The following is a 16,464-nucleotide window of genomic DNA, read 5'->3' on the forward strand; positions in this document are numbered from 1 at the left end:
TAAATAAATGTTTTAAATAACCTAGAGTATGCAGAAGTAAATTTGGTTATAGTTGTAGGTAGAAATACTCCTTATGTTGAATCTAATAAGTTAACTATATTCAAAATACATTGGATTATAAATGAACAGAATACTCTTGTTTTCATAAATTTAATTTGTTTGAATTTGTGCATGTTATATTTAATATTGAGTTATAGGGGGAACATCTATGGAAATATAGGTGCTTTTCTTGCGTATATGTAATAATATATAAATATACAACGATAGGGGAATGATGATGAATTATTTAAGAAATTTATTATTAACATTAACAACAGTAGGAGCGGTATTAAGTTTTTATATAAAAGTATGTAGAAATTTTTTTATAGAAACCATCAAATTAAATTATAAAAATGTTCCAGGTAAACAGTCAATTTTTGAAATAATTACAATATGGATTATGTATAGTATCATAATTATATATATAGTTTTGGTTATAGTATTTATATTAACTAAAGGAAGTATGATGAATATAAAATCTACAGATATAATAACTCAGGATAGAGTAGCATATTTAATTGCTGCAACAATACTTATTCTATTTTTGAATTCATTTTCATGTTTGGTAGTTAGTTTTTCTATACTAAGAAAATATTTTATTTATAAATTAGAAAGAAAATGTATAAAACGAGTAAGCAATAAGATGCGATTATGGATTAGGGGGAGCAAAATAACATCATCATTGTTATGTTTGTAATAATATATTATCCAATGCTTCAAATGTCGTTATTAAAAGAAGGTAGAAATTTTATATTTATAAACACACTTAGCGTAGAAGAAATATCTACCTTTACTACATATGGAATTATAGCGTTTATAAGCTTAACATTTTTTATAATATTAAATAGTATGGAGGAAATTGCAAAAACTTTAAATGAAAACTTCACTTACATAATTTTGATGGACACAGAAGAGATAACGTGCAATATTTATTTAGAATATAATGAGTATTATTTAGTATTTATGAATGGGGTACAGAGATATATAAGTAAAAGTAAAGTTAAAGAAATAAATAAAAGTACTTACTATTATACAGACAAGATTTTAATTTAAAAATATAATAAAGATTACATATAGAAATTTAGGTAACCTTTTGGTATTGTAATAATTTATTCTTCGGTATAAAATAGGTGAAAAAACAAAATGAATTTTAAAGGAGTGATTTTGTGAGCGGGATTATGTATTTGTACGTATCTGATAAAAATGGAGCACATAAAATACCTAAACCAAAGCGTTTACCTTATACATATAGTACAACTTATAAAGCAGTTCCTAGTTTAGCAAATGAAGAAGTATTACTTGTAATATTATGCTATGAAACAGTAAATCGTAAACCTCATGAATTAGACCTTATATCATTTCATAGAGCCAGATTGGATGAAAATGGATGTTATATACAGGACAAAGAAGAGCTTAATAATTCTTTGATTAATTTTGTTAATTATGCTTTTACAACGTCTGATGAGTTAGCTTTAAGAGATACAATACCTATACCAGTTGCGCCTAAAAACATACCCACAGAAAACGAAAAAAATGCACTTTATTCATATGTTAAAGAAAATTATCCGAACTTATGGACTAACTGCCCATATTTAGTAGAACAGAATGTTAAAAGTATAGAAAAGCATCATAATGAATTAAAAGAACTTGTTAAAGAAGCATATAAGAAGAAAATAATATAAAAAGATTAAATAAATAACTAAGGAATAAATTTATTAAGGAGCACTGAGTGCTCCTTTGTGTTTGCGTCATTACATAGTTCTTTTGTTATTTTTCTATGTAAGTAATTATCACTATATTCATATAAATATAATTAACTGTAAATACTTATTCTTATATATGGTAGTTGCTACTGTATACATGTTTTCTAAAGGATAAATTAACTTATTGAATAATTATCTTGGCGCTTAACCTATCACCTAAAAAAGGACAGGTCATACAGCTAGCTTCTAACCTTGTAAAAGTCTTTCGGCAAGCTCAAGCTTCTTACAAGGCAAGAATCTGTACGCATTAGACTAGTCCATTGTTTGGGTTCACGGTGGGGCGCAGACTTCGTGTCGTAGTGGCTCGTTCGTTGTCACCCGTCATAGTTTGGAGATTGGTTTGGTGGCTTTCAGCGGACGGTTTGCGGGCGTGGGGGGGGCTTGGACTTGCCAGCAAGATGGCAGGTCCATCTTATACAAGTTTGCTAGTCCCATCAAAGGCTCGCTTAGCTTTTCACTCGATGTGTCCTATAGCTAAAAGTACCTTTGAATTAATTATAGATGATGGTATTTTTAGCTAAAAGACACACCTTCGCTCCAATCCAGCTCATACTTTTATGTGACAGGCAAACTTGCACAAGAACGCCCCCAGCCGCCCACATTTTTTTATTAATACTCAGTTTAAAAAGGAGAAAAGATGTAGAACGAATAAAAAAGTTTTCTTCTAAAATTTAATAATATGGTATAATACCTATATTTGAGTAAAAAAATGAATGTTTATCATAAAAAGTTAGGTGGTTGTTTATGTCTGATTCAATATTTTATTATACTAGTAATTTTGTATTAAAAGAATGGTTTAAAAACGAAAAAATATGGGCGACAAGAAGTATTACATCAAATGATAAAACAGATACAATTTACATGAGTGAACATTTTTCAGAAGCACAAGATTATTTAGCTTTAGATACAGATTGGAGTTCTGATGAAATTTGAGATATATTAGATACTACAAAAAAGTTCTTTATGCTGAAAAGAGTATAAGTTTAAGAGTACTGAAGGATCTTATGTTTTATTCGTTTACTAAAAATTATAGCGATGCAAGTTTAGCACTAAATTATGCAATAGAAGCTAAGAAAGACTTAGTAGAATTAAAAAATGAAGATTTGAGATATATGTACAAAGAATTTGTTGAGGAAAATGTTCTAGAAAACTTTTATATGGAATTAATAGAAAAATTTAAATTAGATGAACTATATAAAATTTTAGGAATAGATGCAGACAATATTAGTGAAGATGTTATTCAAATTGCAATTGGAGCAAGCTACCCTTATGTTATATGTTTTACCGAAGAAAGAGATAATAGATTTCTTTGGGATAGTTATACTAATAATGAGGGGATATGTCTCGAATTTTCTAAGGCTGAATTAAAGTCTTATTTGCAAAGAGAATATGGTACTGAGTGCATTTTTAGAAAAGTTTTGTATGATAAGGAGGAACAATTTGAGGATATTGCAAAAACATTGAACATTATGAAACTATTCAGAGATACTGATCCAGATCGATATTATAATTTATCTGAAATGTTCTCTCAATTTGGAGCATTTATTAAAAATCCTTATTGGAAAGTTGAAAATGAGATTAGAGCTATGTTAGTATCAAAATATTTTAATGATAAGCGTTTTCAAGTGAAATAAAATTATAATTTAAAATATAAGAGTGAATATGAAACACAAGATTATATTGAGATAGATATTCCTAAAAGACTTATAAAAAGTATAACATTAGGACCATCAAATTCTAAGGAAAATATAAGTAAGGAAATAGTAAATTATTTTGGTGATAAAATATTAGAATCAAAAGGTAAAGGAGTTATTGTTTCTAAGTAGTCAAATTATACATTGTCACATCATTGACATATTTATCTTATATTATAAATGTATAAGATAGATATACATTATTTACCCCTTATTAAATAAATGATAACCAGTATTTAGAATGGTCTATTACACCCTAGTAGAGCATTCTTTTTTTATAGAAATTGTAGTTTTAAGGTATACTAATACCAATAAGGAAATTTTAAACAAGCTCTAGTACTAAAGAAAATTGTAAGACATAAGTTTATAATTAAAATAAAGAAAAGGTAAATTTTATGGTTTTAATAAAAGAGCATGCTTAAAATAATGTTTTTTAGGAGAGCAATTATACCAGTAGAAAATAAATATTGTAAAGGGGATTGCGAGATCTCACCCATGTACAATATTTATTTTCTATGGAGCTTAAGTATTAGCCCAAAAACAACAGATGGCTTGTCCTATAATTTAGGTAGTTAATTTTGTAGGTTTTCAATACTTTGAGTTTTGGTTTTAGTTTAGACGTACATTAGCGTTTAGTGTTAATTTTTTATATTTTATTAGTGGAATTAAGTATATAAAGTAATTCTGAAGAGGTGTACCTCTTCAGAATTATTTCAGTTTAAGTTCAAGCTGTTTTGGATTGGTACTAATAAAATATTTGTATTTTTCTTTATAATAAAGGCTTACTTTTCTTCTTGCTTCATAAGGCAAGGTGTTTAATAGGCAATCATATTGTGTTTTAGATGTAAATCCTTCTTCTTTTTTTAGCCAGGTTGCGAAGGTTATTGTAATCAATCCTTTTCAATATATCTATTAGGGATTAGATGGGAAACTCTAATCCAATTCAGTTTGTTGGTATTTTTGCCAATGTTCATATTTTTCATGGTAAAATAAATCAGTTTTTTGTGCATTATCTTTAGATTTCTCTGCTATAATTTCTAGCCATCCTTTATAATGAGTCAATGAATTAAATCCTTCTTTAACTGTAAGCCATCTTGTGAATGAAAAGTATCTCATATATGTAAAGTCCTTTCTTGATTTGATATTATAATTATTGCCAATTATGAGAACAAATATTCTATATGGCTTGTACAAAAATGAAATATTTTTTGTACAAAAACTGTATAAGGAATTTAATAGATGGATAGAATATTTTACTAGAAGGGAGTGGAAAACCAATGGAAGAAAAAAAGAAATTGAAAGCTAAAAAACCACCAACAAAGCAAGTTCATTTAGAATGTGATATGGCATTATACAATAAGTTCGAAGAATATTGTTATAGAAATGGAAAAGATGTAAGTAAAACAATAAGATCATTTATGAAAATGTGTATAGGAGAATAAAATGCTTAATTTAAGGTACCTAAAAAAGGTAATTTTTTGTACATAAAAATGTATTGAATTTCTATGAGTGGGCATAATAAAAATATGGGAGAAGATTAGATAAAAAAAGGTGGCCATAAAAGTGGAAAAGAGAAAATATGAATCAAAAACATTAATTGCAGAGTACAAATATTTGAGTGAACTTGAAGACTTTAGATTTTCTGAAACAGCTTATAGATTAAAAGATGGCTCAATAATTATTGAGTATGATGGTGCTAGATTAAGTCTTTATGGATTAAAACTAAGTTTTCAAAAGAACATAGGAAGAAAAGGAATTTATAGTATTTATGAAAAAGATTATAAGTTTTGGAAAGCAGTTAGAAGTGATATTGATAATAGTCATTTTTTAGATTGGGAGACTGAACTTAATGAGCAGCTTAATAATTTACAAGAAGAATATTATAAACAAATAGACGCAGAACATCAAAATACACTCGAAAGAGTATCAGGGGATGAACTTCCATTTTAAATACATAAGGGGCTTTAAGCCCCTAACAGTTAAGGAGCAGTAAAATGTATGCAAATAAATTAGAATATGAAAAAATGAAGCAGGTCTATGAAGCTACCAAAATAGCATTTAATTTAGTTAATAAAGTATCAGTAACAGCAATTATTGTAAATCATGATATTAAAGGGGAAATTAACCGTATAAAAACTTATTTAAATACGTCATTAAAATTTACTGAAACTTTATTAAATACATATAGGGAAAATTTATAATTGAAAGGAATATATAATTATGGGTAAACCCTTAAGAAGAAAGATGGACAATCCATAGATATCGAAACATAGACAACCCTTGGAATGGCATGTCCCACTGAGCAGCATACTAAGACATAGATTTTTTCATAGTGACCACACATATTTATTTAAAAATATAGTCAAGATAAAAAGCGAAGCGTATCTTTACTATATTTTTAAATAAATATACCATAAGCTATGAAAAAACATGGTTAAGAGTATTCTACAAATTTTCACCAGGGGGCGTTTTTGTGCAGGCTTAATTTTATGTTTTATCATATTTAAGTCATATACCAGCTTTAATGCCGAATGGCTAGAAATAATTTCCATAAATATCTTTTATTATTTGTAGTTATTGGACATTAAAGCGTTCATTAAGCAATATACCTTAGTTACATAAAGCATAAAGCCTGTACAAAATGGAATTGCTATCACCTTTCTTAAATTGTATCTCAGCATTGGTGATAGCACGTCCAAGCCCCCAAAAATATCTTGCCAGCTTGTCTGGCCAATATACTTTTGTTTCAGATTTTCCAAAACAAGATCCAACAATTTATCAAGTACCGAAATATCAATAATAAACTATGGTTTCTGAAGGAGGGGTGGACTAGTTTTTATACAATAATATAAAGAAAATACTATCTATTCGCAATGTTTAAATGGACCTGTAAACCTGTCAACCCGACTACGCCCCACCGGGTATCCAAACAATGGACTAGTCTAATGCGTAGAGATACTTAGTTTATAAAAGGCTCCGACTGTGGAGGAGACTTTTATAAGCTTAGTAGCTCTAGCTGTATGACCTGTCCCATTTTTGGGTGGTGGTTAAGGCGCCCAGATAATTATCAAGTTAAAAAACTTGTCCTTTAGGATATGCGTATATAGGTATATCAATAATAGCTATAATATAACAATATAGATACGTGAAATATTATAAGTTAGTTAGCTGTATATAGAAAGAATTTAAATTAAGTATGTAGAAATAAAACTAAACTAATGAAGTGGCGCAGCCACAAAGAGCACGCGGTGCTCTTTATAGATTTATTCATTGCTGCCGCAGGCTACAACAATTAATGAGAAGTTCAAGATATATAGATTTTATAACGATTTAGAATATACCACAATAACATGTATGCATTAAAAATAGTGAAATCTATAAACTAGCTTGAACTTCTCTTCCTTAAGAGCAAAGCGACGTTATTGGATTACAAAAGATGGACAGAATAAAGCTATAGCTAAATTTAAAATTACATCATAACTATAAATAGCTTTATTCTGTCCATCTTAACTCCTTTTGCTGAGAGAAATATTAACTATGGGATTTTAAGGCGCAGCCTTTAATCCTGCCTCTACATTTAGAGTAATTGCAGAAGAAAGTGTCAATGTAATGCCAAGGAGCAGAGCGTATTGGTATTACGAATTGACTCTTTCTGGACTTAAAGTTTTAGAAATAAATTTAAAGTAAGCAGAATAGATGAGGGAAACATTAACTTACGAGTGTAACGAGCATAATCAAAAGATATTAATTAGTTCAAGCTGAATGGAATATAGGAGAGGTTGGAACTTTATTAAATGAGGTTTTTTAAAACGTAGATTTTCTTTGACTTGAAGTATATTAATATTTTCATTAAAAAACTGATTTGCTAGACAATAATGTTGGTATATAAAACACTATAGAGCATGAGTAATATTATATTTAAAGTATAGAGCTTATATAATTGGAGTATACAAAAAAATATAAGGGGGTGTTTATTTATAGAAATTTTAACTTTTATTAAAAATTTAATTACTGTAGCAGAAAACAAAAATATGTTAGGAGCTTTTATTTTTGTATTTATAATATTAACTATGTTATTAAAAGATATAAAACTAGTTTCTAAAAATCTTACTAAAATATTGATTGCTTATAGTATAGTGATATCTATAATTAGCAACATACTTAAATAAAAATAATACGTAAGTGAAAACAAACTTAAAATCTTAGCATATATATTACTTACGTTACTACATAATTCTTAACTTGTGCAGTAACGGATGAGTTACTTTAAATTGAACTGCTTATTTTTAGGGTTTATTGTCCGGTAGAACCCATAATATCAATAAATTTAAAGGTGATAAACACTTAAGATAAAATGTTTATCGCATTTATTCAAGCTACTTTATGAGGATCATCACTAGAATCTACATCTAGAGCTACTCCAAGCTTTGCTGATATTATGGTATTTAATTTATTAATTGAATTTGATAAGCTAACAATTTGTTTTTCCAAGCGAATGAGCAAATAAGCTGATACAGCAACAGGAAAACCATTATTAACTATTAAATTAACTAATTCATTGACTTCCATAAATTCATCACCTCCCATAAGGGATATATGAGCAAAAGTATATTGTTTCATAAACCAATTAAAATATTATTAGTATTATAAATGAGAATTACAAAAGGTACTTATTATTGACTGCCACCATTAATTATATGTTCATAATAGTGAGCTATAGCTAAGTCAACTATAGTACTGACATAAGTGTTTAAGTCGGGACGAATACTTTTAAGCTCATTAATTTTTCTAACTGTAGAGACTCTAAGCATATAGGTTCTTTTTATATCTAAGTACTCTCCATTAATAGGAGGAGCCATACCATTTACTACAGGAGCTTTTCTATTATCATCTAAGATATTATTTTGATTTGATGCATTGGGACTAGTGGTAGAGGAAAAATTAAAATCTATAATGCAATTAGAAGATGTACTAGTATTATTTATATTTTCATTATGAATCGTAACATTAGTTTTATTTTCATTTATAGAATCATCATCAAATGAAAATGATGAAATACAATCTCCAGTTGCAATAGGTTCAGATGTAAAGCCACAGATGTCTAGGTCTTCTTCTACTGCAAAATCATTTTTAGGTAGTTTATCTTGCTTCCTTCTTGCCATAAGTAGTCTCCTTTATTAATATTCTTACTTATGATATATGGCTAAATTAAGCGTATTCTAATATGGTTCACCATAAATGTTCCGTACAATAAATATTCTTGAGAATATTACCATACAAGAATAAATATTCTGAACCATATTACCATAAATATTCTTCAGAATATGCGCCTAAAATGATGGCTGAGAGGGCAAAGCTATAATAATATTCATTAATTTAATGTTACATCAAAGCATAAAACATATATCCATAATAGCAGCTAATAAATTTTCTTAAGCTGTAAATAAATTAATGGAGTGTGTTGTAAAATGATTAGAGATGAAATTAAGATTGGATCAGAAGAAGGAGAATGCTTTGATAAAAAGCAGATTGCACTTGCAATTAGAAATTCTACATTGGGTGATGAAATGAATTGTTCCTTGCTAGAAGAAGGTATAATCAATAAATGCGAAGGGTGCAACTTAAAAAATATTTGTGATGGAATAGATCAAGTTGTTGATGATTATGTGGAGAAAACTACAGCGGTTGTGAACAATTTTAGTTTTGAATAAAGCATATTTATAATCTCTAAAACTAAGAAATTATAATAAATAAGAATCTGTGAACAAGGGAATTTGAGTGGTTTTAAGAATTTTAAATATAGGTTATAATTACAGTATAGATAATGTGTTAAGTTAAATGCGTGTGATAAAAAAATAAGTTGAAAAATGATATCAAAAAAGGAGGCTTTAAGATATGCTATGGAATGAAGTAAGAAAGACTTATCCTAATAAGTGGGTTGTATTTGATGGCTTAAAACAATATGAGGAAGACAATAAATTAATTGTTGAAGATTTAGCAATAGTAGAAGTATTTTCAGATTTAAACACAGCTTATAAGTATTATTGTAATCTTCATAAACAGGATAAATCACGTAAATTAAACATTGGTGATACACGGAAAGAAAATCTTGAATTTAAAATCGAAAGGATCGGATTAATGAGATGATAAATTTAAGGTACGAACATAAATTACTATTTTGTTCCTTGGACTTGGCTATTGATAATAGGTCTTTGCATTTTGAAAATGTATTGATAGATACTGGTTCAGCTACTACCTTAATAAATAGCGACTATATTCATTTTGATGGTAATGAAGAGCTTATTAATGTGCATGGAGTTGGTGGTTATGAATCTGTTTTAATGAAGCCTTTTAAAAATATAAGCATTAATAATGGCTATGCTTTACATGATGTTCTTTTATGTGTTGGTGAAATGGATTATGGGATTGACATTGATTTACTAGTTGGATTAGATTTATTGAAAGCACTTAATGCTGATATTAGCATCAAAAATATGTGCCTAGAGTTTTCGGAGTGTTAAATGTCAAAATAATATACAATTAATAAATGTACAGGACGCTGGAACCATATTTTTAATTAAATTGATTAATATTGTAATAACTATAGCTCCAAGGATAATCTTGGAGCTGTTAGATTTTTATGTTTAATAATACAATGAAATATTATTGAGGATTTTCATTAAGATGTTTTTCTTTTTTTGAATAGCAGTAGAGTAACACATGTTTTTAAAATAAGCATATTCTTTTACAGTGTAATTTTTGTAGAATACAAAATCTATAAGTTCAACTTCCTCTTCATTTAAATTTTTAAGAGCTAATTTTAAATCTTCATAGTCACACATCTCACATAATGAAGTTTCAGTTGAGATTTCAGGCTCGGGAAAATCATTTTCAACATCATCATGTAAGCTTAATGCATCACTACCTTCGGTAGATCTTCTGGTTTTAGTTCTTTTTATTAAATCATTCATATTATTTTTAATGGCATTAGTAGCATAGGCAACAAATCTATGCTTTTCTAAATCGTACCTGGAAACAGATTTGAAAAGTGAATGATAACATTCCTGAATAATATCATGTGGGTTATATCCATCAATGAAAGTTCTTTTAGAAATATTATAAATTAAAGGCCTAAACTCATAAGCTAATTTTTCTTTTGCTTCTTCATCATTATTTTTACATCTGTTAACTAAAGTTTCAACATAATCAAAATCCATATAAACCTCCATCTTCAATATAAGAGTTATGAATTAAAGTAATTATTTTACATATATTGTGTTTCGTTTTAAATTTACCTCTATATATAGTATATATGGCTAGGTTACATATAACTTATATAGGAGTATAAAAATGATTAGATTTATGTTGTTACTTATGTTTTTGATATTGAAGTTCTTGGTTGCAGCATAGCTGCTTTTTTCATAAGTGTATAACTTATATGAAAAGTAAAAAATTAGAAATTGTGGAGAGGATGGTGTAAAAAATGAGTAATTTTATAATAGCAGTAGGTCATACTGCAAGTGGTAATGTTGGATGTGGAGTTATTAATAAACTTGATGAGAGTAATTGTACAAGAGAAATTGGAGCTTTAGTTGCAGAGTATTTGCAGCAGAAAGGTTATGGAGTCAATTTGCTTAGAATTGATAGAGCAATAGCTATAACTGTGAAGATTGTTATGAAAGAGCAAATCAAGCTAATGAAATAGCAAAGACAGAAGATATAGAACTTTATGTTGAGATTCATATTAATGCAGGGGGAGGTAGTGGCCCTGAAGTATTAGTATTTGGAAAATCAGAAGTAGCTAATCAATATGCTACGAAAGTCTGCAATGAATTATCGAGTACTCTGAATTTACCTAATAGAGGAGTAAAAATAAGAAACTTAATTGTTCTTAATAAAACTGTTATGCCTGCAATTTTGGTTGAATGTTTGTTTGCTGATAGTGATGATGCAGACAAATATGATCCAGATATTATTGCAAAAGCTATTGTTAATGGACTAGTTAGCTCTGGTAATTCTAGTGATGGTGAATGGAAGGCGGGATGGAACAAAGATGATGTGGGATGGTGGTATTGCACGGATATAGAAAATAAATACTATTATACTTCTCAAAATGGCTGGCAAGAGATTGAGGGGGAATGGTATATCTTTGATGATAGAGGATATGCTTTTCAGAATCGCTGGTATCATGATGAAAAGAATAATGCTTGGTATTACTTAGATGAAAATTGTAAGATGGTTAGGGGAAGTAAAGAAAAGCCTTTGTGGAAGTGGATATATAGTGGTTGCTATGCTTTTGATGAAAGTGGAAAGATGTATTGTGATTGCGTTACTCCTGATGGATATAGTGTTAATGAAGAAGGCGTTTGGATTAAATAGTTATATTTCAAAGTAGTCTATAATTTTAGAATTGCTTTGGAATAAATTTCTGAAATTGGGTTAATTTAATAAATGTCTTTAATGATTAGATGAGACGATGATATAATATATATATACTGGTAGAGAAAGAAGTGAAAGGGTTATGCTTGAAAATTATAAAAAGGTTGGTACCATTTATGACAATAAACATAATAATTCGAAAATATTTGAGGTAAAAGAAAAAGATGGGGAAGAACACTATGCTGTAAAATTAATAGGTCCACTGGATGATTCATTAAAGAACACCATATTTACTAGAGAAATAAATGCGTTAAAGAAACTTAATAAATATAAAAACATAGTTACATTATATCACAATGAGGTTGGTACTAATAAAAAAGATAATAAAAAATATGGTATCTTATTATTAGAATTAGTAAATGGAGAAAGCTTAGATAAAATTGAAATAGAGAATTTAGATGATATTGAGAAGTATAAAATTAGTATAGGAATAATTGAAGCTGTTTTAAATGCACATAACAATAGTATCATTCATAGAGATATTAAACCAAGTAATGTAATGGTTGATGGAACTAATGTAAAGATTATTGATTTTGGAATAAGTAAAATTAAATCATGTATTGATGAAGGTACAGTTAAGGATTTTAAGTCAAAAGATTATTGTGCCCCGGAAGTAGCATTAAGAGGAGAGTCGTCAGAATTAAGTGATATATACTCAATAGGAGCAGTTATATATTATTTATTTACAGGAAATAAACCACCTCAACCACAGCATTTTGAGGACAAAATAAATATACTTGGATTAAGAGGCGACTTTAAAGAATTATTAGTAAGTATGATTAAAGAAATTCCTGAGGAGAGGGAAAGTAATTTAGAAAAGTTAAAAAACTCTATAGAAGAGATAATAAAAAAAGTAGATAGCGTAGTAAATAAGTATTATTTTAATATTGATACTGAATTGTTTGAATTGTCAAAACGAAAATTAATAATTAAGAGATCAATGAATTTTAATGAATTCACTAAATCAATTTTGCCAAATGATTTCAAAACTACTTTTGGATTAATTAATAATAATGATCAATATGAATTTATAGGGGAAAAATATATAATAAAATGTATATACGAAAAAAATATATTCTATATATTTGAATTAAATACATTATTAGATGATGAAAAAATTAGATTTAAGAAAAGGGCATCAGATGTAATTGGAAAATTATTTTTTGATTCAAGTTCAAGAACAGATAATTGTAATGATAAATTAGATATATTATTAGATAATTATAGAGAAGAATATAATTCTAATGCTAGAAAGAATAATTTATTTTATGATTATTTTAAAACCTGGAGAAGCTATTTAATTGATAGTATCGAACATGAAAAAGTTAGTGGAATTAGATTTTCATATAGTCGGTTTAAAATTGATGGAAATAAATTGACTTTAGAGATTAATGAATTTTCTAATAAAAGTGTAGATGATATAAAAGAAAATACACAACTTCTTATACAGCAATCTGTAGGAGAGAAGGAACTTATAACACGAATAGGTACATATGATTCTTGTGAATATAGTAAAGGAAAAACATATATCAATATCAATATCAATAAAAAAGAATCAATAACTAAAATTAAGAATCTACTTAATTTGAAGTTATTAATACAGGAAGATTATTTATATAAAATTATTTCTTATCAAAGACAATTAGCAGCAATTAATGTTTTACAAGAAGACAATTATGAATGTAAAAACTTAAAAGATATAATTTTAGATATAAAAGAACCAAGAAGAATTAGTGAATTGAAAAATGTTAATTTTAAAAGTGAATTAATGAATGAGTATCAAAAAAGTTCAATTTATAAATTTATGGCATCAGAAAACATAGCATTAATTCAAGGTCCTCCAGGAACAGGTAAAACAACAGTAATTAATGAAGTTATATATCAGATATTGAATGAGAATGTTGATTCTAATGAAAGGCCTAAAATTTTAGTTGTTTCTCAATCTCATCCAGCAGTAGATAACATTTTAGAAGGATTAATAAAGAAAGACTTCAATTTAAAAATTTTTAGAGTTGGGGATGAAAAAAATATTTCTGAAGAAATTAGTAGTAAATTTACAGTTGATATATTGAAGAAAAATTTTATTAATAATATAGAGAATAATTGTAGAGATTACTCTGAAAAGTTATCAGAAATAAATTTGGAATTAGAAGAGAATTCAAGATTAAAAAATATATTAAATATACAAAAAGAATGGATAGAAAGATTAAGTTCATCAGATGATATAGAATATCAAATTATAAGTAATGCTGAAATAGTCGCAGGGACTTGTATTGGTTTTATTGCAAATCCAATTATAAAGGAAATGTTATTTGATTATGTTATTATTGATGAAGCTGCGAAAGCTACAACACCAGAGTTACTAGTTTCAATAATAAAAGCAAAAAAAATATTATTAGTTGGGGATCACAAGCAATTACCACCATATATTGAAAGTAGTAAATTTGATTGGACTGATAATAAAACTATTAAAGAATTAAGGACAAGCCTTTTTACAAACTTATATGGTATACTCCCAGATACGCATAAAGAGATGCTAAAGAGACAATATAGAATGCATCCTAATATAGGTGATTTAATCAGTAAAACTTTTTATGATGGAGGCGTGGCAGCAGGAGTTTCTGCCAAAGATAAGCAACATAAAATAAATGAATTAGAAGGATATTCAATTGTTTGGTATAATACATCAAACATGGGAAAAATAAGAAAACATAAAAAGACATCTGGGAAATCATTTTATAATGTTTGCGAAGCAGAAATAATAAAGGAATTTATCAAAAGACATACTGAAATAATTTTAGAAGAAAATATAAATGTAGGCATAATTACAGGATATTCAGCACAAAAAGATTTAATAAGAAGGAAAATAAAAAATTATAATTTAAGTAATCAAATAGATGTAAATACTGTAGATGCATTTCAAGGAAGAGAAGATGATATTATAATTTATTCACCAGTTAGAAGTAGTGATGAAGATTATAGAATTGGATTTCAAAAAGAAGCTGAAAGAATAAATGTGGCTTTTTCTAGAGCAAAAGTACTTCTTATAATAGTTGGAGATATAGATATGTACAGTAGATGGAGAGAAGAAGAAAATAAATTTCCAGAGATAGTTTCATATATTAGAGAAAACCCCAGTGAATGTTTAATCATAGATTGTTCAAAGGAGAAAACTTATGCAAAATTATTTAGAGAATTTAGTAAGAATAGTTCCGGAAGAAAATAAAGAATATAATTATATAACTACAATTAATATAAGTGTTCCAATATTGAGATGTGTTATAAAAGTTATAAAGAGAAAAGAGACCGGATTACAGCTGGCAGAAGAAATGGTAATGAAACTTTTAGATAATGAAGTAACAACTGTTAGTGAACTAGCTGAAGTATTGGGATTAAACAATGATATTATTGAAGAGATTCTTGGAAGACTACATGTTAAAGATTTTATTGCAGTAACTGCAGGAAATTGCATTTTATTATCTAAAGGAAGAAATGTATTAAAAGAGTTAAGGCAAATTAAACTTGAAAATGAGAATATAGCGCCTGTATTTATAAATTTAATAACTGAAGAAATATATATAGATAAGTACGATAATCAAGTTGATAAGTATATAAATAAAGAAAATGTATTAAACGGCAGAATTAAAATTGATATTGATTATATTAATAAGAATTTTGAAAAAATAAATGAGATTTTTGATATGCAACAAAAAACATACGGAGCAAATAAATTATCAAAGGCCACTCTATTTAAAATTGAAGATATAGAGGAAAATAAGGTTCAATACCTTAATTTAAAATCTAATATATATAAAAGTAAGATAGGTGATGAAATAGAAATTTGTTCACCTAATAATGGAATAGATGATATTCAGAATGAAGTTTTAAATCAAGTAATAAATCAGAACAAATTCAAATATATTTTTAGGAATAGAAATAATTATAAAGTAATTTCTGATTATGAATTAGAAGAAAAAACTAATTACAAAAATGATGATATTAGAGCTCTTATAAAAGGTTATAATAAATCTGATTTAGAGAAACAAAAGTCTATAGAAGATGAGTTTCACAAAATATATAAAAACGATAGAGCTCTTATAGATAATGAATTAAGATTAATGATGGAAGAACTAAGTCAAAATGTTAAAGAGATAAATTTGTATGTAAGTAATTTAAGTAAAATATTGTTTGATGATGAATACATGATTTCTTTATGTAAAGCAGTAAAGAAGAAAATTAAAGTAAATATTTATTTTAATGAAGAAAAAAATTTGGATAAGATTTTAAAAAGTTCTAAGAAAAAATTTCCGGAAATAAAAGATATGGAAATAAAGTTGGAAGGAACAGAATTCAAGGATAACATAATACGATTTGGAAATGAATATGAAATAAGAACGGAATATTATGATGTCAGAGTAATAGGGGAAAAATATGTGACAAAACCTATAAGTTATTTAATTAATGTAAGTCATAACTAAACTAATTAATCATAAAATTCAATTTCAAAATATATAAGATAATGTTTAATA

18 protein-coding genes and 1 pseudogene are annotated in these 16,464 nt (G+C 27.3%); 15 read left to right on the forward strand and 4 right to left on the reverse strand.

Annotated features, from left to right (window positions below):
* Positions 1-277 precede the first annotated feature (277 nt).
* The 6 genes from CDLVIII_RS07420 to CDLVIII_RS07445 all read left to right on the forward strand — a co-directional run bounded on the left by CDLVIII_RS07420 (position 278) and on the right by CDLVIII_RS07445 (position 3,436).
* Complete coding sequence (locus tag CDLVIII_RS07420; protein WP_009168824.1) at positions 278-736, forward strand: hypothetical protein; 459 nt, start codon at positions 278-280, stop codon at positions 734-736.
* Positions 727-1,092, forward strand: a complete 366-nt coding sequence (locus CDLVIII_RS07425) for a hypothetical protein (RefSeq protein ID WP_009168825.1) — start codon at positions 727-729, stop codon at positions 1,090-1,092. Before CDLVIII_RS07420 ends, CDLVIII_RS07425 begins: the two co-directional genes overlap by 10 nt.
* A gap of 113 nt (positions 1,093-1,205) precedes the next feature.
* The gene (locus CDLVIII_RS07430; RefSeq protein WP_009168826.1) at positions 1,206-1,721 is read left to right on the forward strand and encodes a hypothetical protein; all 516 of its coding nucleotides are present in this window, start codon (positions 1,206-1,208) and stop codon (positions 1,719-1,721) included.
* Between the two features lie 392 nt (positions 1,722-2,113).
* Complete coding sequence (locus CDLVIII_RS07435) at positions 2,114-2,323, forward strand: hypothetical protein (protein ID WP_035301696.1); 210 nt, start codon at positions 2,114-2,116, stop codon at positions 2,321-2,323.
* Positions 2,324-2,546: 223 nt separating this feature from the next.
* A complete protein-coding gene (locus CDLVIII_RS07440) occupies positions 2,547-2,735 on the forward strand; it encodes a hypothetical protein (protein WP_009168827.1) in 189 nt (62 codons plus the stop codon).
* Positions 2,732-3,436, forward strand: a complete 705-nt coding sequence (locus CDLVIII_RS07445; protein ID WP_009168828.1) for a DUF2971 domain-containing protein — start codon at positions 2,732-2,734, stop codon at positions 3,434-3,436. The genes CDLVIII_RS07440 and CDLVIII_RS07445 overlap by 4 nt, the downstream gene beginning before the upstream one ends.
* A gap of 993 nt (positions 3,437-4,429) precedes the next feature.
* Here CDLVIII_RS07445 and CDLVIII_RS07450 read toward each other — a convergent pair.
* The gene (locus CDLVIII_RS07450) at positions 4,430-4,612 is read right to left on the reverse strand and encodes a hypothetical protein (RefSeq protein ID WP_009168829.1); all 183 of its coding nucleotides are present in this window, start codon (positions 4,610-4,612) and stop codon (positions 4,430-4,432) included.
* A gap of 161 nt (positions 4,613-4,773) precedes the next feature.
* Here CDLVIII_RS07450 and CDLVIII_RS31150 point away from each other — a divergent pair, with 161 nt between their 5' ends.
* The 3 genes from CDLVIII_RS31150 to CDLVIII_RS07460 all read left to right on the forward strand — a co-directional run bounded on the left by CDLVIII_RS31150 (position 4,774) and on the right by CDLVIII_RS07460 (position 5,697).
* A complete protein-coding gene (locus CDLVIII_RS31150) occupies positions 4,774-4,938 on the forward strand; it encodes a hypothetical protein (protein WP_009168830.1) in 165 nt (54 codons plus the stop codon).
* Positions 4,939-5,059: 121 nt separating this feature from the next.
* Positions 5,060-5,446, forward strand: coding sequence for a hypothetical protein (locus CDLVIII_RS07455; protein ID WP_009168831.1), 387 nt, complete (start codon positions 5,060-5,062; stop codon positions 5,444-5,446).
* Positions 5,447-5,490: 44 nt separating this feature from the next.
* Positions 5,491-5,697, forward strand: coding sequence for a hypothetical protein (locus CDLVIII_RS07460; RefSeq protein ID WP_009168832.1), 207 nt, complete (start codon positions 5,491-5,493; stop codon positions 5,695-5,697).
* Between the two features lie 2,170 nt (positions 5,698-7,867).
* Here CDLVIII_RS07460 and CDLVIII_RS07465 read toward each other — a convergent pair.
* Both CDLVIII_RS07465 and CDLVIII_RS07470 read right to left on the reverse strand, forming a co-directional pair.
* The gene (locus tag CDLVIII_RS07465) at positions 7,868-8,065 is read right to left on the reverse strand and encodes a YvrJ family protein (RefSeq protein WP_009168833.1); all 198 of its coding nucleotides are present in this window, start codon (positions 8,063-8,065) and stop codon (positions 7,868-7,870) included.
* Between the two features lie 104 nt (positions 8,066-8,169).
* Positions 8,170-8,658: a hypothetical protein gene (locus CDLVIII_RS07470; RefSeq protein ID WP_009168834.1), complete on the reverse strand. Its 489-nt coding sequence runs from the start codon at positions 8,656-8,658 to the stop codon at positions 8,170-8,172.
* 306 nt (positions 8,659-8,964) lie between these two features.
* Here CDLVIII_RS07470 and CDLVIII_RS07475 point away from each other — a divergent pair, with 306 nt between their 5' ends.
* The 3 genes from CDLVIII_RS07475 (at position 8,965) to CDLVIII_RS07485 (ending at position 10,017) form a co-directional block, all read left to right on the forward strand.
* On the forward strand, positions 8,965-9,207 hold the full coding sequence (locus tag CDLVIII_RS07475; RefSeq protein WP_009168835.1) for a hypothetical protein: 243 nt from the start codon (positions 8,965-8,967) through the stop codon (positions 9,205-9,207).
* A gap of 184 nt (positions 9,208-9,391) precedes the next feature.
* A complete protein-coding gene (locus CDLVIII_RS07480) occupies positions 9,392-9,643 on the forward strand; it encodes a hypothetical protein (protein WP_009168836.1) in 252 nt (83 codons plus the stop codon).
* On the forward strand, positions 9,640-10,017 hold the full coding sequence (locus tag CDLVIII_RS07485; protein WP_009168837.1) for a hypothetical protein: 378 nt from the start codon (positions 9,640-9,642) through the stop codon (positions 10,015-10,017). The genes CDLVIII_RS07480 and CDLVIII_RS07485 overlap by 4 nt, the downstream gene beginning before the upstream one ends.
* Positions 10,018-10,140: 123 nt before the next feature.
* Here CDLVIII_RS07485 and CDLVIII_RS07490 read toward each other — a convergent pair whose 3' ends face one another.
* Positions 10,141-10,713, reverse strand: a complete 573-nt coding sequence (locus CDLVIII_RS07490) for a sigma-70 family RNA polymerase sigma factor (RefSeq protein ID WP_009168838.1) — start codon at positions 10,711-10,713, stop codon at positions 10,141-10,143.
* A gap of 266 nt (positions 10,714-10,979) precedes the next feature.
* Between CDLVIII_RS07490 and CDLVIII_RS07495 the strand changes: the two are divergent.
* The 3 genes and pseudogenes from CDLVIII_RS07495 to CDLVIII_RS07505 all read left to right on the forward strand — a co-directional run bounded on the left by CDLVIII_RS07495 (position 10,980) and on the right by CDLVIII_RS07505 (position 16,413).
* Positions 10,980-11,875, forward strand: a pseudogene (locus CDLVIII_RS07495) (N-acetylmuramoyl-L-alanine amidase).
* Between the two features lie 142 nt (positions 11,876-12,017).
* Entirely contained in the window at positions 12,018-15,161 is a 3,144-nt protein-coding gene (locus CDLVIII_RS07500) for an AAA domain-containing protein (RefSeq protein WP_009168840.1), read from the forward strand.
* Entirely contained in the window at positions 15,112-16,413 is a 1,302-nt protein-coding gene (locus CDLVIII_RS07505; protein WP_009168841.1) for a hypothetical protein, read from the forward strand. The genes CDLVIII_RS07500 and CDLVIII_RS07505 overlap by 50 nt, the downstream gene beginning before the upstream one ends.
* Positions 16,414-16,464 lie beyond the last annotated feature (51 nt).

Source organism: Clostridium sp. DL-VIII (assembly GCF_000230835.1).
GTDB lineage: Bacteria > Bacillota > Clostridia > Clostridiales > Clostridiaceae > Clostridium.